This window comes from Micromonospora sp. NPDC005686 (assembly GCF_042871665.1).
Lineage (GTDB): Bacteria > Actinomycetota > Actinomycetes > Mycobacteriales > Micromonosporaceae > Micromonospora.
Window position 1 is genome coordinate 59,932 of the sequence record NZ_JBIAIY010000008.1, and the last position, 20,073, is coordinate 80,004.

Annotated in this window: 13 protein-coding genes; 11 read left to right on the plus strand and 2 right to left on the minus strand. The window is 71.2% G+C overall.

Annotation, left to right across the window (positions count from 1 at the left end; all coding sequences use genetic code 11):
* Positions 1-126: 126 nt before the first annotated feature.
* The 3 genes from ACFYON_RS19265 (at position 127) to ACFYON_RS19275 (ending at position 2,581) form a co-directional block, all read left to right on the plus strand.
* Positions 127-1,782 carry a sodium:solute symporter family protein gene (locus ACFYON_RS19265; protein WP_354871091.1) on the plus strand — a complete coding sequence of 552 codons (1,656 nt, stop codon included), beginning with the start codon at positions 127-129 and terminating at the stop codon, positions 1,780-1,782.
* 17 nt (positions 1,783-1,799) lie between these two features.
* Positions 1,800-2,123 (plus strand): hypothetical protein, encoded by a 324-nt coding sequence (locus ACFYON_RS19270; RefSeq protein WP_355015044.1) that lies wholly within the window; start codon positions 1,800-1,802, stop codon positions 2,121-2,123.
* A 74-nt stretch (positions 2,124-2,197) separates the two neighbouring features.
* Positions 2,198-2,581: a hypothetical protein gene (locus ACFYON_RS19275; RefSeq protein WP_354871095.1), complete on the plus strand. Its 384-nt coding sequence runs from the start codon at positions 2,198-2,200 to the stop codon at positions 2,579-2,581.
* Positions 2,582-2,689: 108 nt separating this feature from the next.
* On the opposite strand, the gene ACFYON_RS19280 is transcribed toward ACFYON_RS19275, so the two are convergent.
* Positions 2,690-4,498, minus strand: a complete 1,809-nt coding sequence (locus ACFYON_RS19280; protein ID WP_354871098.1) for a glycoside hydrolase family 6 protein — start codon at positions 4,496-4,498, stop codon at positions 2,690-2,692.
* A 566-nt stretch (positions 4,499-5,064) separates the two neighbouring features.
* On the opposite strand from ACFYON_RS19280, the gene ACFYON_RS19285 reads away from it, so the two are divergent.
* Both ACFYON_RS19285 and ACFYON_RS19290 read left to right on the plus strand, forming a co-directional pair.
* Positions 5,065-6,168, plus strand: a complete 1,104-nt coding sequence (locus ACFYON_RS19285) for a hypothetical protein (RefSeq protein ID WP_387189170.1) — start codon at positions 5,065-5,067, stop codon at positions 6,166-6,168.
* Between the two features lie 79 nt (positions 6,169-6,247).
* A complete protein-coding gene (locus ACFYON_RS19290) occupies positions 6,248-7,063 on the plus strand; it encodes a class F sortase (RefSeq protein WP_355096371.1) in 816 nt (271 codons plus the stop codon).
* Positions 7,064-7,127: 64 nt separating this feature from the next.
* On the opposite strand, the gene ACFYON_RS19295 is transcribed toward ACFYON_RS19290, so the two are convergent.
* The gene (locus tag ACFYON_RS19295; protein ID WP_387320965.1) at positions 7,128-12,194 is read right to left on the minus strand and encodes an NAD-glutamate dehydrogenase; all 5,067 of its coding nucleotides are present in this window, start codon (positions 12,192-12,194) and stop codon (positions 7,128-7,130) included.
* A 288-nt stretch (positions 12,195-12,482) separates the two neighbouring features.
* On the opposite strand from ACFYON_RS19295, the gene ACFYON_RS19300 reads away from it, so the two are divergent.
* The 6 genes from ACFYON_RS19300 (at position 12,483) to ACFYON_RS19325 (ending at position 20,066) form a co-directional block, all read left to right on the plus strand.
* A complete protein-coding gene (locus ACFYON_RS19300) occupies positions 12,483-14,441 on the plus strand; it encodes a penicillin-binding transpeptidase domain-containing protein (protein WP_387189169.1) in 1,959 nt (652 codons plus the stop codon).
* Between the two features lie 269 nt (positions 14,442-14,710).
* Positions 14,711-15,178 carry a hypothetical protein gene (locus tag ACFYON_RS19305; protein WP_354871107.1) on the plus strand — a complete coding sequence of 156 codons (468 nt, stop codon included), beginning with the start codon at positions 14,711-14,713 and terminating at the stop codon, positions 15,176-15,178.
* The gene (locus ACFYON_RS19310) at positions 15,175-18,162 is read left to right on the plus strand and encodes an alpha/beta fold hydrolase (protein ID WP_354871110.1); all 2,988 of its coding nucleotides are present in this window, start codon (positions 15,175-15,177) and stop codon (positions 18,160-18,162) included. The genes ACFYON_RS19305 and ACFYON_RS19310 overlap by 4 nt, the downstream gene beginning before the upstream one ends.
* Before the next feature lie 139 nt (positions 18,163-18,301).
* Positions 18,302-18,511, plus strand: coding sequence for a hypothetical protein (locus ACFYON_RS19315; RefSeq protein WP_354871112.1), 210 nt, complete (start codon positions 18,302-18,304; stop codon positions 18,509-18,511).
* On the plus strand, positions 18,508-19,293 hold the full coding sequence (locus ACFYON_RS19320; RefSeq protein WP_387189168.1) for a PhzF family phenazine biosynthesis protein: 786 nt from the start codon (positions 18,508-18,510) through the stop codon (positions 19,291-19,293). The genes ACFYON_RS19315 and ACFYON_RS19320 overlap by 4 nt, the downstream gene beginning before the upstream one ends.
* Before the next feature lie 2 nt (positions 19,294-19,295).
* Complete coding sequence (locus ACFYON_RS19325; RefSeq protein WP_357708331.1) at positions 19,296-20,066, plus strand: 2OG-Fe(II) oxygenase; 771 nt, start codon at positions 19,296-19,298, stop codon at positions 20,064-20,066.
* Positions 20,067-20,073 lie beyond the last annotated feature (7 nt).

The window sequence follows — 20,073 nt, forward strand, 5'->3', positions numbered from 1 at the left end:
CCCTCACCACGAAGCCCCGGCCGGGTGACCCGGCCGGGGCTTCCGCATGCCCAGACCGAACAGCAGGCATAAGACCTCGCAATCGGGGTACGTGCGGGCGGCGGTACACACGAGGGGAGCACCGGCATGGGCGCCGGCCTGCGTCTGGACATGAACGCGGTGGACTATCTGATCCTCGCGCTCTACTTCGTCACCGTGCTCGGCGTCGGTTTCGCCGCCCGGCGCGCGATCCGTACGAGCGTGGACTTCTTCCTCTCCGGCCGCTCGCTGCCCGCCTGGGTCACCGGCCTGGCGTTCGTCTCGGCGAACCTGGGCGCGCTGGAGATCATCGGCATGGCCGCCAACGGCGCCCAGTACGGCATCATGACCGTGCACTACTACTGGATCGGCGCCGTACCGGCGATGGTCTTCCTCGGCATCGTGATGATGCCGTTCTACTACGGCTCGAAGGTCCGCAGCGTCCCCGAGTACCTGCGGTTGCGCTTCAACCGCCCCACCCACCTGCTCAACGCGATCAGCTTCGCGGTCGCGCAGGTGCTCATCGCGGGCGTGAACCTCTACGCGCTGGCCCTGATCATGCAGGCGCTGCTCGGCTGGCCGCTCTGGTTCGCGATCATCGTCGGCGCGGTGATCGTGCTGGCGTACATCACCGTCGGCGGGCTCTCCGGCGCGATCTACAACGAGGTGCTCCAGTTCTTCGTGATCATCGCCGGCCTGGTGCCGATCACGGTGATCGGCCTGGTCAAGGTCGGCGGCGTCAGCGGCCTGATGGACGCGGTACGCGGCTCCCGGCTCGGCGAGGCCGGCCTGCACGCCTGGGAGGGCACCGGCAGCACCGGCAACCCGCTCGGCGCGCACTGGCTGGGCATCGTGTTCGGCCTCGGCTTCGTGCTTTCCTTCGGCTACTGGACCACCAACTTCGCCGAGGTGCAGCGCGCCCTGTCCGCGCGGAACATGAGTGCCGCCCGGCGTACGCCGATCATCGCCGCGTACCCGAAGCTGCTCATCCCGGCCGTCACCGTGATCCCCGGCCTGATCGCCCTGGTCACCGTCAAAGGGCTGGGCGCCGACGAGGGCGACCTGGTCTACAACAACGCGATCCCGCTGCTCATGCGCGACCTGCTCCCGAACGGCGTGCTGGGTATCGCGGTGACCGGCCTGGTGGCCTCGTTCATGGCCGGCATGGCCGCGAACGTCAGCGGGTTCAACACCGTCTTCACGTACGACATCTGGCAGGCGTACTTCCGGCGGGACGAGCCGGACGAGCACTACGTGAAGGTGGGCCGCCTCGCGACAGTGGGCGCGGTCGTGATCGGGATCGGCACCGCGTTCATCGCGGCCGGGTTCAGCAACATCATGAACTACATCCAGGCGCTGTTCTCGGTCTTCAACGCGCCGCTGTTCGGCACGTTCATCATCGGCATGTTCTGGCGGCGGATGACGCCGCTGGCCGGGTTCTGGTCGTTGCTGTCCGGCACCCTCGTCGCCACCGCCACGTACCTGCTCTACAAGGGCGGCGTGATCAGCTTCAACTCGGACCTGGAGGAGAGCTTCTGGGGCGCGGGCCTGGCCTTCGCCACCGCCGCGGTGATGGCCGCGATCGTCACGCCGCTGACCCGGCCGAAGACCGACCGGGAGCTGACCGGACTGGTGTACGGCCTCAGCGACAGCACACTCGCCGACGACTCGCTGGCCGGCGACGCCGCCTGGTACCGCTCCCCGGTGCTGCTCGGCGTCGTCGCCGTGATCCTCGCCGCCCTGTTCTACATCCCGGTCTTCTGAAGGAGGGGACGCACGCCGTGGCAGACGACGCGGACCGCCACTACCAGGGCGGCGAGGCGCACGACCCGCTTGTCGACGAGACCGAGGACGCGCGGGAGGCCCGCTCGGCCGCGGCCCGGTTGTTCGACATCCGCCGGGTGATCGGCGGCCTGTTCGTGGCGTACGGGCTGATCGTCGGGCTGATGGGGCTGTTCGACACCTCCGCCGAGATCGAGAAGGCGCAGGGTGTCCGGATCAACCTCTGGGCCGGCGCGGCGATGCTCGTGTTCGGCCTGCTGATGCTGCTGTGGCAGCGGCTGCGCCCCACCGAGGCGGCGGAGCCGCGGCGCGACGACTCCTGACCCCCGCGCCCGCATGGCGCGGCCCGCACCGGGTACGCCGGGCGGATCACGCGAAGCGACAGGAGGGCAGCAGCATGACCGATCGTGACCGCGGTGGCGAGCGGCCGCTGGAGGAGACCCCCGAGGTGGCCGCGGCGGTGGACGACGACAGCACGGTGCCCCAGTTGCGCAGCGGCGGCACCGACCCGGACAATCCCGTCTTCACCGAACCAGACGGCGCGGTGCCCGACACCGGCTCGCCGAACCTCATCGGTGACCCGTACGCGGCCGGGACCGGCGCGACCGGCACCGGCACCGGCGCCGCCCCGGACGGCATCCGCACCGGCGCCGAACAGCCCTGGGACCCGGAGGATCTGGTGCAGGCCCGGGGTCAGGACGTGACGCCGGAGAACCTGGAGCGGGCCCGCCGCGATCTGGCCGAACTGGGCCGGGCAGCGATCGAGCGCACCGTGCCCTGACCCCGGGACGGCCGAGGGCCCCTGGCCGACGTGGGCGTCGACCAGGGGCCCGGGGAACCCGCGCGGGCGGTGCCTCACTCCCGCCGCCGCGGGTGGTCCGGCCGCGGCTCAGGAGAGCGCCGGGTACGCGTTCTGCATGAGCTGCTGGAACTGGGCCGCGAACCACGCGCCGGAGATCGGCGCGTCCGGCAGCGCGCCGGACATGTTGTTGCCGTTGCGGGCGTTACCGGTGTAGGTCGGGTCGCACATCCGGTCGAAGCCCTTGCCCTCGCTGTTCGGGATCTCCTTGCTGGAGCCGTCCGACTCACCCGGGGGCTTCACCCAGACGTAGGCGTCGATCCCGGGCTCCGGGTTGGCCCGCGGCCGCTCGCCGAGACCCGCGCCGGCCTGGTTGCACCAGTTGCCGGTGTGGAAGCGGCGGTCGACCCGGCCGCCGTCGACGTACGCGTCCACGCTGGTCGACGGGCCGGGGCCGGTCGGCCGGGCGGTGCCGCCCCAACCGTTGCGGGAGGTGTCGATCAGCATGCCGATGTTGCTGTCGAAGCCGATCGAGACCAGCTTTTGCCGGAACGCCTGGGCGAACGACAGCTCGTCGAGGTACTGGTTCCAGTCGGCCCACTTGGACTGCCGGACGGTCTGGCCGTTCACCGTGTCGGTGATCTTGACGTACGGCTCCTTCAGCGCGGAGTAGTTCGCCGTGTTGACGATGAAGCCCTGCACGTTGGCGACGGTGCTGCCGGACGCCACGGCGGCGGCCTTGAGCTGGTCGGCGACCGGGCCGAAGTTGCTGTCCCAGCCGATCCAGCCGTGGTGGGCGGCGTCGATGTAGTTGTAGACGTTGCCGATCGCGCCCAGCTTCGCCAGGGCGTAGCCGACACCGTTCACGTACGCGCCGTTGGCCTTCACCGTGTCACACATGACCGTGCCGCCCGCGTTGCCCGAGGTGTTGGTCACCAGGTTGGGCAGCGAGTCGATCTCGATGATGTTGACGATGCGCAGGTTCCGGTACTTCGCCTCGCCCTGGATCGCGGCGATCGGGTCGATGTACTCGGACTTGTAGCGGGGCAGCTCGTCCGGACCCAGCTCGCCGTTCGAGGCGAGCGCGGAGCAGTCCCGGCCGGGCAGGTTGTAGATGACGAACTGGATGTAGCCGGCACCCTGGGCGAGCGCGGCGTCCAGGTGGTCACGGACGCCCATCGCGCCGTTGGAGCTGCTGTCCGGCGTGCCGTTGATGGCGGCGATCCGGTCGAGCCAGACCGCGGTCGGGTTGTTCGACACCCGGTTGCCACCGGCGACCGACTCGGCCTTGGCCTTCCACTCGGGGTTCACGTACCCCTGGACGCCGGCGTACGGGTTGTCGACCCGCTGCCCGGGCGGCGGGGTGGTCGTCGGCGGCGGCGAGGTCGGCGGGGTCGACGTCGGCGGCGTGCTCGTGGGCGGCGTGCTGGTCGGCGGCGTGCTCGTCGGCGGGGTGCTGGTCGACGGCGTGCCGCCGTTGCAGACCGTGCCGTTGAGCGTGAACTGGGTCGGCTTGGGGTTGCTGCCGCTCCAGGAGCCGTTGAAGCCGATGGTGGTGCTGGCGCCGCTGGCGAGCGACCCGTTGTACGCCTCGTTCTGCGCGGTGACGTTCTGCCCGCTCTGGGACCACCTCGCGGACCAGCCGTTCACCACCCGCTGGGAACTGTTCGGGAAGGTGAAGCCGAGGTTCCACGAGCTGAGCGCGTCACCGATGTTCTTGATGGTCACGGTGCCGGTGAAACCACCGGGCCAGTCGCTGGTCGTATAGGTCACGCTGCACTGGGTGGCGGCCTGCGCCGCGGTGACCGGGAGGGTCACCAGTCCACCGGCTACCAGGACGCCGGCGCTGGTGAGCGCAAGCGTCCGGTTCCGGCCGGACAGCCTTCTCCACAGATTCATGCCACTGATCTCCTTGGGCGAGACCGGATCCGCGTACGGCCCGGCGCAAATGGCGGCTGTGGTCGTCCTGCGGGAACGGCCGTGCGCGCCACGGGTTACTTCGGGGGACGCCCGACCCGGACGGGCGTTGGGGGTGGTGGTGCCGACCGGTCCGCAGGACCGGCCGATGGAGACGGACGTCGGCCGGTGGTGCCGGCTGCCCTCGACGTCTGAGCTCGCGGTGTGGCTCCCCGAACCGCGTGCAGCGATTCTTACATGGGAGCGCTTCCATGGCAATGCCTCGATGCGCCACCACCCACCCTACCGCCGCCCGGCGTCGCCCTCGCCCGGCGCTGGGCCGCGCGGACGAGGCCCTCGGCCGGGCGGAACGGCATGGATGCCGAAACAGCCCGGCGGCCCCAGGGAGCTCCACTCGCGCGTAGAGGTCGGGGAGCACGCGCCCGGGTCGCATCACTGGCAAATCCCTAAAAGCGAATCTTTCCCCGAATAAGTCGTGAAACGGTCTAACGTCAGCCTTAGCTCGACTGACGTCGGGCTCAGGACGAACAGGGATGGAGACGCTGGTCATGGCTAAGAAGATGCTCGGGAAGGTGATCGCGGGCGCCGCTCTCGGCGGAGCGGGCCTTCTCGCGTTCACCCCGGGAATGGCCTACGCGGGTGGGCACGACGAGGGCAAGGTCATCGCCAAGCCGCACGCGGTGAAGGCCGGGGACACCGTCGAACTGCTCGCGATCTGCTCCGAGCCGCAGAAGCACGCCACCGTCTGGTCGGAGGTGACCGGCAAGGTCGACCTGCGCCCGGCCCGGAACGGCGAGCACGGTGACTGGGCCGACCGCGGCGGCGACCAGGGCGGCGACCAGGACTGGGGCTGGGACGCCGACCTGGGGCCGGACGGCAAGGGCGACCACGGCAAGGGCCCCGGCGGCAAGGGCGAGCCGGGCGAAGACGGCCACGGGCCGGGCGGCAGCGGCGGGCCGGGCGGACCCGGCGCACCGGGCGGACCCGGCGGCAACGGCCCGGGCGGGCCGGGGAGCGGCACGCCGCAGCCTCCGGCGGACCAGCCGCAGCCGGGTGGCGCCGGTGCCGGTGCGGCCGCCGACGCCGGTGCCTGGCAGGGGCACGACGAGTACGGCCAGGACGCCGAGCCGGGCTGGGACAAGGAGCAGCGGGGCACGCCCGACTGGACCAAGGACGAGCACGGCCCGGACGGCAAGGACCGACACGCCAAGGACGCCAAGGACGAAGACGGCAAGGACGACTGGCAGGCGAGCGGAGGCGCCTGGCAGGACGACAAGGGCGCCTACGGCAAGGACGGTAAGGACGAGCACGGCGGCTGGCCGGGCGAGAAGGGCGGCAAGGACGGCGAGGACCGGCCGGGCGGCGACTACGGCAAGGACGACGCGGGCTGGGAGCACGGGAAGGACTTCGTCTACTACGGCGAGGCCACCGTCTCGCACGACGCCCGGCCGGGCCGGTACGAGCTGCACGGCGCCTGCGGTGAGGGCGAGCTGGTGGTCCTGCCGCGCGGTGGGGTCGACGGCGGCGACGGCGGCATGACGACCACCGGCGTGGACCGCAACCTCGCCACCGGCGGCGCGGGCATGATCGGCGCCGCGGCGCTGGGCGGCCTGGTGCTGCTGCGTCGGCGGCGGGCCGGTGGCTCGGTCTGACCGGACGACGACCCGGGCCGGCGGCACGCCACGGACTTCCGTGACGGCCGCCGGCACGGCCGTCGTCGTCCTGTTCGCCATGCTCGGCGCCGGCCTGGTCGGCGCGTCCGTCCGGACCGATCCGCCGCCCAGACCGCCACAGCCGATCACGCAGGCGGGCCCGGTCGCCACCGACCTGTCCGGCGATCCGGGCGGTGCCTACGCCGACCCGGACACCGCCGGGGAACCGGCACCGGACGCCGCCGACCGGCCGGTACCCGGCAGCGGGCAACCGACCGTGGGAGGCAACGGGCAGACGACGCCCGGCCCCACCACCATCGGACCCGGCGCCCTGCCGGGCACCCCGAACCCAGGTGCCGCCGGCACCCCGGGTATCCCGAGCGCCACGAACACCCCACCGGCCCCGGCGGCGACCCCCGCCACCGGCCCGGCCCCGCTGCCCCGGTCGGCGCCGATCACCATCTCGATCCCCCGCATCGGGGTGCAGGCCCCGATCATGTCGCTCGGCACGAACCCGGACGGCACGGTCCAGGTGCCCCCGCTGGAACAGGCCATGAAGGCCGGCTGGTACTCCCCCGGCGCCAGCCCGGGCGAGGCCGGCAACGCGGTGATCGTGGGTCACGTCGACTCCGCCCAGCTCGGCCCGGCGGTGTTCTTCAACCTCGGCGCGCTGGTGCCCGGCGACACGATAGTGGTCGCCCGCCAGGACGGCTCGGCAGCCACGTTCACGGTGCGGGAGGTCGGGTCGTACCCGAAGACCGCCTTTCCCGCCGCGCAGGTCTACGGTCCGTCGGCCGCGCCCGCCCTGCGCGTGGTGACCTGCGGCGGGGTGTTCGACAAGACGGCCGGCAGCTACCTGAACAACATCGTCGTCTACGCCGCGATGACCGGCTGAGGCCGGGAACGGCGGTGGCCCGGTGGTCGGGGAACCGACCACCGGGCCACGCGCGCGTCAGCGGTCAGACCGCCGCCGAGGTCCGGACCAGGGTACGGATCTGGCGCAGCAGCACCGACAGCGCGGACAGGTCGGCGCGGGACTCGTCGAACTCCCCCATCGCCCGGTGCGCCCGGTGGATCGAGGTGGCGTTCGCCTGCTCCCACTCCTGCACCCGCTCCACCGGCGGCACGTCCTCGGACGTGGACCCGAGCACCTCCGCGGTGAGCGCGGCGAGCGCGGCGTACAGGTCGTAGCGCAGCGCCATCCGGGCCAGGGTCTGCCACCGGTCCTCGCGTGGCAGCAGGGAGATCTTCGACAGCAGCGCGTCGACCCGGAACCGGTCGGAGAGCACGAAGTAGACCGAGGCCACCTCGTCCACGTCCCGCCCGGCCGCCTGCGCCGTCTCGACGATGTCCAGCAGGCCGAAGCTGTACATCAGGCGGGTCGCCTGCTCGGCCAGGTCACGCGGCAGCCCGCGCTCGACCAGCGACTCGATGTGCGCCGCGATGGCCTCCCGCTCGGTGCCCCAGAACCGGTTCTCCAGATCCGGCAGGAGCCGGGCCACGCCGTCGCGCAGCCGGGCGATCTCCGCCGGCACGTCGATCGGCGACCGCCGGTTGGTGACCAGCCAGCGCACCGCGCGGTCGAGCAGCCGCCGGGTGTCCAGGTAGACGGCGGTCTGCAACTCGGGCGAGACCTTGTTGTCCAGCGCCTCGACCGCGTCCCACAGGTCGCGCAGGCCGAACACCTCGCGGACCACCACGTACGCCCGGAGCACGTCGGCCGCGGAGGCCGCCGTCTCCTCGACCACCCGGAAGACGAACGAGATGCCGCCCCGGTTGATCGCCTCGTTCACCAGGACCGTGGTGACGATGTCCCGGCGCAGCCGGTGCCGGCCCATCCGTTCGGCGAAACGCTGCCGCAGCGGCGTCGGGAAGTAGTTGACCAGGATGTCGGTCGTCCACTCCTCGTCCGCCAGGCCCTCGCCGACGATCTCGCGCTCCAGCACGATCTTGACGTACGCGAGCAGCACCGCGAACTCCGGCGCGGTCAGGCCGCTCTCGGTGCGGACCGCCAGCTCCTCGTCCGACGGCAGCGCCTCCAGCGCCCGGTTGAGCGCACCGGACCGCTCCAAGTCGTTGATCATCCGCCGGTGCACCGGGAGCAGTGAGGCGGCCTGGGCCTGGGCGTTGTTGAGCGCCCGCGCCTGGTCGTAGTTGTCCCGCAGCACCAGCTCGGCGACCTCGTCGGTCATCTGGGCCAGCAGCTCGTCGCGCTCCGGCCGGTCCAGCTCACCGTCGGCCACAGCCGTGTTGAGCAGGATCTTGATGTTGACCTCGTGGTCGGAGCAGTCCACACCGGCCGCGTTGTCGATGAAGTCGGTGTAGATGCGGCCGCCGGTCGCCGCGTACTCGATCCGGCCCTGCTGGGTGAAGCCCAGGTTGCCGCCCTCGCCGACCACCCGGCAGCGCAGGCCGTTGCCGTCCACCCGGATGGCGTCGTTGGACTTGTCCCCCACCTCGGCGTTGGTCTGGCTGGACGCCTTGACGTAGGTGCCGATGCCGCCGTTCCAGAACAGGTCGACCGGCGCGGTGAGGATCGTCTTCATCAGCTCCTGCGGACTGAGCTGCGTGACGTCCTCGTCGAGGCCGAGCACCGCGCGGACCTGCGGCGAGATCGGCACCGACTTCGCCGTACGCGGATAGACGCCGCCGCCTTCGGAGATCAGGTCGCGGTCGTAGTCCTCCCACGACGAGCGCGGCATGTCGAACAGCCGCTTGCGTTCCTGGAAGGACCGGGCCGAGTCCGGATCCGGGTCCAGGAAGACGTGCCGGTGGTCGAACGCGGCCACCAGGCGGATGTGCCTGGACAGCAGCATCCCGTTGCCGAACACGTCGCCGGACATGTCGCCGACGCCGACCACTGAGAAGTCCTGCGTCTGGGTGTCGTGCCCCAGCTCCCGGAAGTGCCGCTTCACCGACTCCCAGGCGCCCCGGGCGGTGATGCCCATCTTCTTGTGGTCGTAGCCGGCCGAGCCGCCGGAGGCGAACGCGTCACCCAGCCAGAAGCTGTGCGCCTCGGAGATCTCGTTGGCGATGTCGGAGAACGTCGCGGTGCCCTTGTCGGCGGCCACCACCAGGTACGGGTCGTCGCCGTCGTGCCGGACCACGTCCTCGGGCGGCACGATCTCGCCGCTGACGATGTTGTCGGTGACGTCGAGCAGCGCGGAGATGAACTCCTTGTAGCAGACCACCGCCTCGTCCCGGTCGCCCGGCTTCTGCTTGAGCACGAAGCCGCCCTTGGCGCCGACCGGCACGATCACCGCGTTCTTCACCATCTGCGCCTTGACCAGGCCGAGCACCTCGGTCCGGAAGTCCTCGCGCCGGTCGGACCAGCGCAGGCCGCCGCGGGCCACCGGCCCGTAGCGCAGGTGCACGCCCTCGAAGCGGGGCGAGTAGACGAAGATCTCGAACTTGGGTCGCGGCGCCGGCAGGTCCGGGATGGCCTGCGGGTCCAGCTTGAACGCCACGTACGCCTTGGGCCGCCCGCGCACCGGCTTCTGGTAGAAGCTGGTCCGCAGCGTGGCCTGGATCAACGTGAGGTACGCCCGCAGGATGCGGTCCTGGTCGAGGCTGGCCACCTCGTCCAGCGCCGCGCCGATCTCGTCGACCAGCTCGCCGCTGCGCTGCCGGCGCTCGTCCAGCGTGGTCGCGCCCGGCGCGAACCGGGTCTCGAACAGCTTCACCAGCAGATCGGCGATACGCGGGTACGCGATGAACGTCTGCTCCATGTACTCCTGGGAGAACACGGTGCCGGCCTGGCGCAGGTACTTCGCGTAGGCGCGCAGCACGACGACCTGCCGCCAGGTGAGCCCGGCGCGCAGCACCAGCTCGTTGAAGCCGTCCACCTCGGCCTCGCCCCGCCAGGCGGCGGCGAAGGCGTTCTCCACGTGCGGCCGCACCTCGGCCAGGTCCTGGTGCCGCTCGGGCAGCTCCAGCCCGAAGTCGTAGAGCCAGATCCGGCCGTCGACGCGCTCCACCTCGTACGGGTGCTCGTCGACCACCTTCACGCCGAGCGAGTGCAGCACCGGCAGCACTGCGGAGAGCATCATCGGCTCGCCGTACCGGTAGACCTTGAACCGCACGTCCATCGCCTCGTCGGCGTCGGTGGCGCGGGCGGCGTACGGGCGCGGCGGCGCCTGCTTGCGGAACAGGTGCATCTCCAGCTGGCCGGGCTCCTCCAGCAGTTCCAGCTTCGCCAGGTCCTTCATCGCCTCGTACGGCGTGTGCCCGTCCTTGTAGCCCTCCGGGAACGCGTCGGCGTACCTGGCGAACAGGTGCTTGGCCTGCTCGTCGCCGAGCTTGCGCTCCAGCACCAGCCGGTAGTCGTCGTCCCACAGCCGGGTCGCGTCGGCCAGTTCCTCGGCGAGCAGGTCGGCGTCGATCTCACCGGGCGGGTTGCTGGGGTCGGTGCGCACGATGAAGTGCACCCGGGCCAGCATCGACTCGGTCACCCGGGTGGTGTAGTCGACGCCGATGCCGTTGAGCTCGCGCAGCAGGATGTCCTGCATGCGCAGCCGGTTCTGCGTGGTGAACCGGTCCCGCGGCAGGTAGATCAGGCAGGAGATGAACCGCCCGTACGCGTCCCGGCGCAGGAACACCCGCAGTTGCCGGCGGCCCGCCATCCGCAGCACGCCGATCACCGCGTGGTAGAGGTCGTCGGTCTTGATCTGGAACAGCTCGTCGCGCGGGTAGGTCTCCAGGATCTGCAGCAGGTCCTTGCCGGAGTGGCTGCGCAGGCTCAGGCCGGAGCGGTCCAGCACCTCGGCGACCTTGCGCCGGACCACCGGCAGCTCCTGCACGCTGGTCCGGTACGCGGCGGTGGAGAACAGCCCCAGGAAGCGCCGCTCCCCGACCACCTCGCCGGCCTCGTTGAAGATCTTGAAGCCGATGTAGTCGAGGTACGCCGAGCGGTGCACTGTCGCACGCGAGTTGGCCTTGGTGATGATGAGCAGGCGCTTCTCCAGCACCTTCTCGTGCGCCTCGGGCGTCATCGACTTGAGCGACCGGGCCTCCGGCGAGTCGGAGCGCAGGATGCCCAGCCCGGTGCCGAGGACGGCTTCGAGTGCCTGCCCGCCACGGGCGCCGTCGGTGGCGACCAGGCGGTACTCGCGGTAGCCGAGGAACGTGAAGTGGTCGTGCGCGAGCCAGCGCAGCAGCTCCACCGAGTCCGTGATGTCCTTCTCCGGCACCGGCGGGCGGTTGTCCGACGTCCGGGCGGCGGCCAGCTCGTCGGCGAGCGCGAGGGCCCGCTGCCGCATCTTCGGCCAGTCCTCGACCGCCTCGCGCACGTCGGTGAGCACCCGCTGCAACTCACGGCGCAGCGCCTCCCGCTCGGCCGGGTCGCGGACCGGGTCGATCTCGATCCGCATCCAGCTCTCGACCAGGTCACCGGCGATGGCGTCGTCCGGTTCCACGTCCGCCGAGACCTCGGTGAGCCGGCCCAGCGGCTCGCGCCGCACCACGACCAGCGGGTGCACCAGCAGGTGTACGTCCAGGTGGCGGGAGTTCAGCAGGGCGGTCACCGAGTCGACCAGGAACGGCATGTCGTCGGTGACGATCTCGACGACCGTGTGGTGCTGCTCGGCGTCCGGCTCGTGGATGCGCAGCTTCAGCTCGCCCGGTACCCGCTGCTGGGCCAGGTCCCGGTGGGCCCGGGCCGCCTCCAGCATCTCCTCGGCGGTGAAGCCGATCAGCTCCTCGTCCGGCGCGAACCGCCAGAAGCGGTCCACGAGCGTGGCCGCGTCGTGGTCGTCGCCGGCCAGGGCGACCGCCTGGGCGACCAGCCGTTCCGCGTTGGGAACGGGCTCGTCCAGCTCGGCGTCCTCCGACCCGTCGGCCAGTGCCTGCGCGGGCAGGCCCAGGTCGTAGAGGGTGTCGATGCTGGAACCGGTCATCCCGGTCACGCCTGTGTCGAGACGGCTGAAACCGTCTCCGTCGGTCGCCGAATCGAAGCTGTCGTCGTCGTCCCGGCCGGTGTCAGCCTGCCGGAGGTCGGGTCCCGGTTTGATCGCCGGACGCCGGTCCATCGGTGCCACTCCCCTCGACCCACCGCGTTGTGGGTCACTCTGCCGCCCAGCCTAGGCCCTACCGCGTGGTACCTCCCGCGGTGGATCATCGGCCGGACGTCCGGATCGGGACTTCGTCCTTTCACCCGTTGCGGGTCTGTGGTCGGCCGTTCGCGGAGTACCCCGACTGGCGATGTTCATCACACTGCCACACACGGCTCGTCGCGCTGCCGGAGGCCGTGGCGGGGCGGTGGCGAGCGGCGGGCCGTACTAGCGTGCAGGGCAGTTACGCACCGGAGGGACTGCTTCATGCCCGTGTCGTACCCCGTACGCCCCCGTCACACCCGTCACCGCGTCCTCGCGGCGCTGGCCGCCGTCCTGGTCACGGCCGGCGCGCTGACCGGATGTTCCGGAGACGACGGTCCGGACGCGGCCGTCGAGGAGTTCCTCGTCGGCTGGCGCTCCGGCGACCTGCACGCGGTCGGCTTCGTCGAGCCGACCGGCGGGCGGCTGCCCGCCGCCGAGGTGACCAAGCAGATCCAGGCGCTCGCCGGCGCGCTCTCGTCCGGCCAGCCGGAGCTGGCACGCACCGGCGAGATCACCACCCGGGGGGACATCGCCACCGCCCGGGTCAAGGTGAGCTGGGCGCTGCCGGGCGGCGGCCGCTGGGACTACGAGAATCCGGTACGCCTCAAGCGCGGCGGCGACGACCAGTGGCAGGTGATCTGGGAGCCGTCGGTGGTGCACGAGAAGTTGGAGAGCGGCGACCGGATCGCGCTGCGGCGGGAGCCGGCGCAGCGGGCGGGTGTGCTGGACGCGGCCGGCCAGCCGATCGTCGCGCCGCGCCCGGTGGTCCGGGTGCAGGTCGTTCCCGGCGAGGTCACCGACGTGCCCGGCCTGGTCCGGAAGCTGGACGCCGCGTTCAAGGCGATCCGGCCCGCGCTCACCCCGCCGGTCGACCTGAGCGACCTGCCCAAGCGGCTCAAGGAGGCGAAACCGGACGGTCTCGTCGAGGTGGTGACGTTGCGCCAGGAGGCGTACCGGCAGATCAAGCCGCGCATCTACGACCTGTCCGGCACCCGGTTCGCCACCGAGCAGCTCATGCTGGCGCCGACCCGCGAGTTCGCCCGGGCGCTGCTCGGCTCGGTCGACCAGGCCACCGCCGACGACCTCCAGGCCCACCCCGACCGGTACGCGCGCGGCGACCTGGTGGGCCACGGTGGCCTCCAGGGCCGGTACGACGAGCGGCTGCGCGGCGTCCCCGGCGTCACCGTGATCAGCGAGCGGATCACCCCGGACGGCAAGGTCGAGCCGACCGGCACGGAGCTGTTCCGCAGCGAACCGAAGCCCGGGCAGCCGGTGAAGACGACGATCGACACGGCCACTCAGGTCGCTGCCGACGCCGCGTTGCGTGGGCAGACCCGCCGGTCCGCCCTGGTCGCCGTGCGGATCAGCGACGGCGCTGTGCTGGCCGCCGCGAACGGACCGGGCGCGGCGGGCGACAACCTCGCCTTCACCGCCCAGGTGCCGCCCGGCTCGACGTTCAAGATGGTCAGCGCGCTCGGCCTGCTCGACCGGGGCGCGGTGACGCCGCAGACGATCGTCGACTGCCCGAAGACGTCGACGGTCGAGGGCCGGGTCTTCAAGAACTCGGACGACTTCGAGCTGGGCCGGGTGCCGTTCGCCACCGACTTCGCCAAGTCGTGCAACACCGCCTTCACCTCACTGGCGCCGAAGCTCGGCCCGGACGGGCTGGCCCAGGCCGGCCGTACGCTCGGCCTGGAGGCCGCGTGGGATCTCGGCACCGAGGCGTTCACCGGCAAGATCTCCGCCAACGGCCCGGCGCCCGAGCAGGCCGCCGCCGCGATCGGCCAGGGCACCACGCTGGTGAGCCCGCTGGCGATGACGAGCGCCACCGCGGCCGTGGCCCGGGGGAAGTTCGAGCAGCCCAGAATTCTGCTCGACCCGGCGCCGGCCAAGCCTGCGCCGTCCGGCGAGGCGCTCAAGCCGGAGTCGGTGGCGGCGCTGAAGTCGATGATGCGCGGGGTGGTCACATCGGGCAGCGGCAGCGCGCTGGCGGACGTGCCGGGCGAGCCGGTGCACGGCAAGACCGGCACCGCGGAGTACGACAACAACCCGGCGCACACGCACGCCTGGTTCGTCGGCTGGCAGGGCGACGTGGCCTTCGCCGTCTTCGTCGAGCAGGGCGGGGCGGGCTCGAAGGTGGCGGCGCCGATCGCCGAGCGGTTCCTGCGCGGCCTGGCCTGATTCCCGGCAGGTCATCACGCACGGTGATCGATCCCTTCGTCACGGACGGTAGCCGGCGTGGGCCCAGAGCGGACCCGACCGCAGTCCCACCGGGGGGACTGAGCGGCCGCGCAGACGTCGCCGGTGACTCTCCGGAGGAATCGCCGACAATAGCGTGAGCGAAAGCCACGTTGCGTGTTATCGCCGGTCGCATCTTCCGCTATTCATCCAGACCGATCGCCAAACCGTTTTGCCCACTCGTGCGATCCTGGTCAATGTGGGGTCACTGGATGATACGACTCCCGACCGCAGCAGAAAGGGCCCCGGTGTTCCCTGACCTTTACGCGACCGCCGCCCAGGTTCTTCCCGTTCTGCTGCTCGCGCTGATCTGGGAGTCACGATTTCTGGATCGCCTTCGCGAGCAGAACCGCCGGCGCCGGAGTGAGGACCCCGATGGCGTCCTCTTCTGGACCCGGCCTCGCGTCCGGGCGTATTCCCTTTTCATCGTCGCCACCATCGTCACCGGAACGGCACTGGCCCTGCTGGTGCTGGCCGAGGTGCTGCCGCACGGTCCCGCGCTACGCGCCGGCGTGACGGCCTGCGTGCTCCTGGCGCTGGCCACGCTGCTCACCCGCGTCGTGGTGGATGTGCTGGCCGCGACCCGTCGTGATGCGGAGCCGGGCGTGGCCGAACCGTCCGTGACCGCGCCACCGGCACCCGCCCCGCCGGTGCCCGCCGCTCGGGACGAGCCGCGATGAACCGCGTCGACGTGGTTTTCGTGCACGGCCTCTTCTCCTCCCGACGCGCTTGGGAGCAGATGGCCCGCCTGCTGACGACCGACCCGGAGCTTCCCTCGCTCCGAGCCCACTTCTTCGAGTACGACTCGAAGGTCGTCCGGCTACGCCCGGACCGGCGGATACCGCGCATGGACGACATCGCGGACCGGCTCGGCACCTACCTCACCCACGAGATCGCCGAGGCAGAGCGGATCGTCCTGGTCTCGCACAGCCAGGGCGGGCTGGTGATCCAGCGGTACCTGGTGCGGACGCTGGCCCGGGGCGGAGGGCAGGAACTGGCGCGCATCCGCCGGGTGGCGATGTACGCCTGCCCGAATTCCGGGTCACAGTTTCTCGGCTCCCTGCGACGAATGATGCCTCGTTGCCGCAATCCCCAGGAGCGGGAATTGCGTCCGCTCACCAAAGAGATCACTGAGACCTACGACGCCCTCCAGCGTGGCGTTCTTCAGGCCCGGAAGGCCGGATCCCACGAGTGGCCGCTGCCGATCTCCACGTACGCCGGAATGTCCGACAACATCGTTCCCCCGTACGTCGCCAAAGGATCATTCACCGCCAGCGGGGTGGTGGACGGCGACCACTTCTCGGTGATCCGCCCCGCGACCCGTGACGATTCCCGCTATCTGGCGCTGCGCAAGGAAGTCCAGACCGCCGCCGAGGCGGGCGAGTCGCAGGTGGCCGAGGCCGCCGCGGACGGAGTCGTCACCACGACCCCGGCCGGAGGCTCCGCCGCGGAGGCGCCTGCCGACCGGCCGGAGCGGGCCGGGCGAATCTCCGTCGAACCACCGCTCAGCCTCCTGGACTTCCCGCTCTACGGCCGGGACGAGCTGATTCAGGCGATCCTGTCCCCCGAGCCGGGCGAGGAGACGCGTTCCGTGCACGTCCTGCACGGACTGCCCGGTGCCGGCAAGAGCTACCTCGCGCTGGAGGTCGCCCGGCGCACCCGTCTCGCCGGCCGGGAGGTCTGGTGGGTCGACGCCCAGCGTCTCAGTTCCAACATGCGCGAGGTGGCCACCCGGCTCGGCGCCCCGAGCGGCCTGGTCGATCGGGCGTGGTCGGGGGACGCGAGTGCCACCGACCTGGTCTGGCGCTTTCTCGACAAGGCCGAGAACCGGTGGGTGCTGATCATCGACAGCGCCAACGACCCCCGGCTGCTCGACCCGGTCGACGACGATCTCACCTCCGGCCGGGGCTGGCTGCGTCCGCCGCAGGACCCCGCCAATCTGGTCGTGGTCACCAGCCGGGACGGCGACCGCAACACCTGGCCGGCCTGGTCGGAACGGCACGCCGTGCGGCCGCTGACCGACGAGGAGGGCGCACTGGTGCTGCTGGACCGGGCCGGCAGCGCGGCCGGCACGGTGGAGCAGGCGCGTGAGTTGTCGGCAACGCTCGGCGGGCTGCCGATGACGCTGCGCACGGTGGGCGCCTACCTGAAGTCCGTCCACACCACGCAGATCTACCAGGGCCCGCAGGTGCTCCGCGACTTCGAGAGTTTCCGGGTCGAACTCCAGCAACGCCTCGCCGGGCCACCGGGCGCGCCGAAGCTCGACGAGCTGACCGGTCTCGGGGTCACCGCACAGGTCTTCGACATCTCGCTGGAACTGCTGCTCCGGCGTGGTCTCACCCAGGCCGGGAATCTGCTGCGGGTCCTCGCCTGCCTGAGTGTAGGCCCGGTGCCCTACTACCGGCTGTTCGACCAGGACGTGCTCAAGAGATCCCCGCTGTTCTCCGAGTTCACCGCGCAGCAGCAGTTGACCGTCCTGGAAGGACTGGCCGACCTGTCCCTACTGACCCCGGACGCGCTACCGGACGTGCGGATCGAGGACTTCCGGCACGTGCTCTCACTGCATCCGCTGGTGCACGGCATCATCCGGGACGACCGCGAGTTGCGCCGGCAGGCCTCCGAGTACCACGCGCTCTGCGCGCAACTGCTCACCGCCGCGGTCCGGGGCCTCAACCCCGACGCGACCGCCGACTGGGATGGCTGGTACCTGCTGGCTCCACACACCATCGGGCTGGCCCGGGACCACCTCCGCGGCAGCGGCATCCGGTACGAGCGGCTGACGGTGCTGGCGGTGCTGGAACTCGTCCGGCTGACCGCGCGTTATCTCCTCGCCACCGGCCTGGCGCTCTCCGCCGAGGAGATTCTCGTGCCGGTGGTGGACAACTGCGCGGCGTACGGCATGAGTCCGACCGACCGCGAGATCCTCGCACTGCGGCACGAACTGGCCCGGGCGGCACTCGAACAGCAACGGCCGGCGGAGGCCGAGGCGCTGCTCCGCGACGTGGTCGCCGGCCGCGAGGCGTTACTGGGCCCGCAGCACCCCGACACGCTCGCCAGCCGGCACAAGCTGGCCCGGTCCATCATGGCGTTGAACCGGTGGAGCGAGGCGGAGCAGGAACTGCGCGCGATCGTCATCGCGGAGGACAAGGTCCGCGGCCCGGAACACTCGGACACGATGATCATCCGGCACACGCTGGCCCGGGCGATCATGCATCAGGACCGGACCATCGAGGCCGAGGCGATGCTGCGGGAAATCCTCGCGATCAGGCTCCGCAACTGGGCGCCCGAGGAACCGGAGACGCTCCTGGTCCGGCAGAGCCTCGCTCGGTGCCTGTACGTCCTCTCCCGCTTCGACGATGCGGCGGATCAACTCAGGGCCGGCCTCGCCGGCCTACGGGCGGACGAACTGGTGCGGCCGGAGGCGCTGCTGCTGCGGTGGACTCTCGCCCAGGTGCTGATCGAGAAGGATGTGGCCGAGGCCCGCGCGGTGCTCACCCGCCTGCTGGAGGACCGTGAGCGGGTGCTCGGCGAACACCATGCGGACACGATCGTCACCCGCGAGACGCTCGCCCGGCTGGCTCCGTACGTGGTACCCCGCCAGCCCGGCGAGGCGGAACGGGAACAGAACGATCAGAGCCCACGGCGGACGGATTACGAGACGTGACTGATCTTCGGTTAGGCGGGCTACGTGATATCAGGAGGAAATGTCGTCCATCGAACTCATGCCATCCTCCGAATGGAGGTTGTACTGGTGGCCGCGGCGTATCAATCTCTAGAGGCAACGCTCGACGCAGGGGGCGCGAATGTCTGTCGACGACCAGCCGGGACCGGAACAGCCCAGCACCGAACAGGGGCGCCCGCCGACCCCCGCCTCGCGGGCCGAGGCGCTGCGCCAGATAGCCCGTGACATGGCCAAGGCGTACGAGGTGGCGCTGGAGGTCGACCCCCAGCTCTACTTCAGCGGCCGCTCCCCGGTGACCGCCAGCGCGCACGGGTCGGTCGATCGGGCATGAGCGCGGACGGCAGCCGGCTCTTCGTCGTCGACGCGTTCACCGACGAACCCTTCCGCGGCAATCCGGCCGGCGTCGTCATTCTCGCCGACAAGCGGGGCGATTCCTGGATGCAGTCCGTCGCGAGCGAGATGCGCCATTCGGAAACCGCATTCGCATCTCCGGCGGAGAACGGCTGGTGGCACCTACGGTGGTTCACCCCCACTGTCGAGGTGGACCTGTGCGGACATGCCACGCTCGCCACCGCACACGTACTCGGGGGCCACACCCGGTTCCACACGCGGAGCGGTGACCTGTCCTGCTCGGTCTCGCCGGAGGGGTGGATCGAGATGGACTTCCCGGCGGACCCGCCCACCCCGGTCGACGCGCCGGAGCAGCTCCGCGCCGCGCTCGGCGAGGGGATCCGGGTCGTCGCCGTCACCCAGGGCGTGTCCGACCTGCTCGTCGAGGTCGCCGGGCCAGACGACGTGCGGGCCGCCCGCCCCGACCTGGAGGCGCTCGCCTCGATACCGGTCCGGGGCGTCATCCTCACCGCGAACGACGCGTCCCGCGACCGGATCGTCAGCCGCTGCTTCTATCCCGCAGTCGGTGTCCCGGAGGATCCGGTCACCGGCTCCGCCCACTGCACCATCGGGAGTTGGTGGGCCGAGCGTCTGGGCCGGGACGACCTCATCGCCGAGCAACTCTCGCCACGCGGCGGCACCCTACGACTGGGCCGGAAGGGCGACCGAATGCGACTCGGAGGCCGGGCGGTAACCGTCTGGCACGGCGAGATCAAGGTCTGATCTTGAAGCACGCCGAGGAACTGACCGCCGTTACGCTGGCGCAGCTCGCGGAGGGCACTCTCGACGCCATCTGGGTCCGCGGCTTCCACCCGCCGTCAGCCTGCCGGGCGGTGCTGCCACGGCTGGTCGAGGCGTGCGAGCGGTCGCGCTACACCCTGACCGGAGACTTCCAGAGCATCGGAACCTCAATCGGTGAGGCGGCTGAGTCCGACGCCGACGAGCGGCGCTACCTGGAGACCGCGGCCGACACGCTCGCCCTGATCCGTGACGGCATCTTCGCGGGCCGGCTCTCCCCGCTCGACGAGCTGCGATTGCGGCTGGACGAAGCGTGGCCCGCCGGCGCCACGGTGGCCCGGCACGAGGGTCGGTTGATGCTGCCCGGCATCATCCGGCGCTGGCCGGCCGGTGGGCACGCCAACCCGCACATCGACCAACGGGCGATCCCGCTGCTCGCCGCGCACGGTCTGCGCCGCCGGATCGGTACCAACGTCTACCTGGAGGTGCCGCCCCCGGGCAGCGGCGGGCAGGTCGACTTCTGGTCGCTGTGGTCCGACGAGGACACGTACGACGGGCAACGCCGGACCGACTACGGCCTGGACCGGGAACAGCTCGGAGAGCCGCACTGGTCCTGCGCGCCCGGCCAGGGAGACCTGCTGATGTTCGACGCGGCGCGGGTGCACGGCGTACGCCGGGTGGCCCAGGGATCGCGGGTGACGGCGGCCTGCTTCGTCGGTGTGCGCGACCCCGGCCGGCCGCTCGTGCTGTTCGCCTGAACCGCGC

Coding starts and splice junctions, on each gene's coding strand:
- ACFYON_RS19275 (WP_354871095.1), top strand. CDS start 2,198: ATGACCGATCGTGACCGCGGTGGCGAGCGGCCGCTGGAGGAGACCCCC.
- ACFYON_RS19285 (WP_387189170.1), top strand. CDS start 5,065: ATGGCTAAGAAGATGCTCGGGAAGGTGATCGCGGGCGCCGCTCTCGGC.
- ACFYON_RS19320 (WP_387189168.1), top strand. CDS start 18,508: ATGAGCGCGGACGGCAGCCGGCTCTTCGTCGTCGACGCGTTCACCGAC.
- ACFYON_RS19265 (WP_354871091.1), top strand. CDS start 127: ATGGGCGCCGGCCTGCGTCTGGACATGAACGCGGTGGACTATCTGATC.
- ACFYON_RS19310 (WP_354871110.1), top strand. CDS start 15,175: ATGAACCGCGTCGACGTGGTTTTCGTGCACGGCCTCTTCTCCTCCCGA.
- ACFYON_RS19300 (WP_387189169.1), top strand. CDS start 12,483: ATGCCCGTGTCGTACCCCGTACGCCCCCGTCACACCCGTCACCGCGTC.
- ACFYON_RS19315 (WP_354871112.1), top strand. CDS start 18,302: ATGTCTGTCGACGACCAGCCGGGACCGGAACAGCCCAGCACCGAACAG.
- ACFYON_RS19295 (WP_387320965.1), bottom strand. CDS start 12,194: ATGGACCGGCGTCCGGCGATCAAACCGGGACCCGACCTCCGGCAGGCT.
- ACFYON_RS19280 (WP_354871098.1), bottom strand. CDS start 4,498: ATGAATCTGTGGAGAAGGCTGTCCGGCCGGAACCGGACGCTTGCGCTC.
- ACFYON_RS19290 (WP_355096371.1), top strand. CDS start 6,248: ATGCTCGGCGCCGGCCTGGTCGGCGCGTCCGTCCGGACCGATCCGCCG.
- ACFYON_RS19305 (WP_354871107.1), top strand. CDS start 14,711: ATGATACGACTCCCGACCGCAGCAGAAAGGGCCCCGGTGTTCCCTGAC.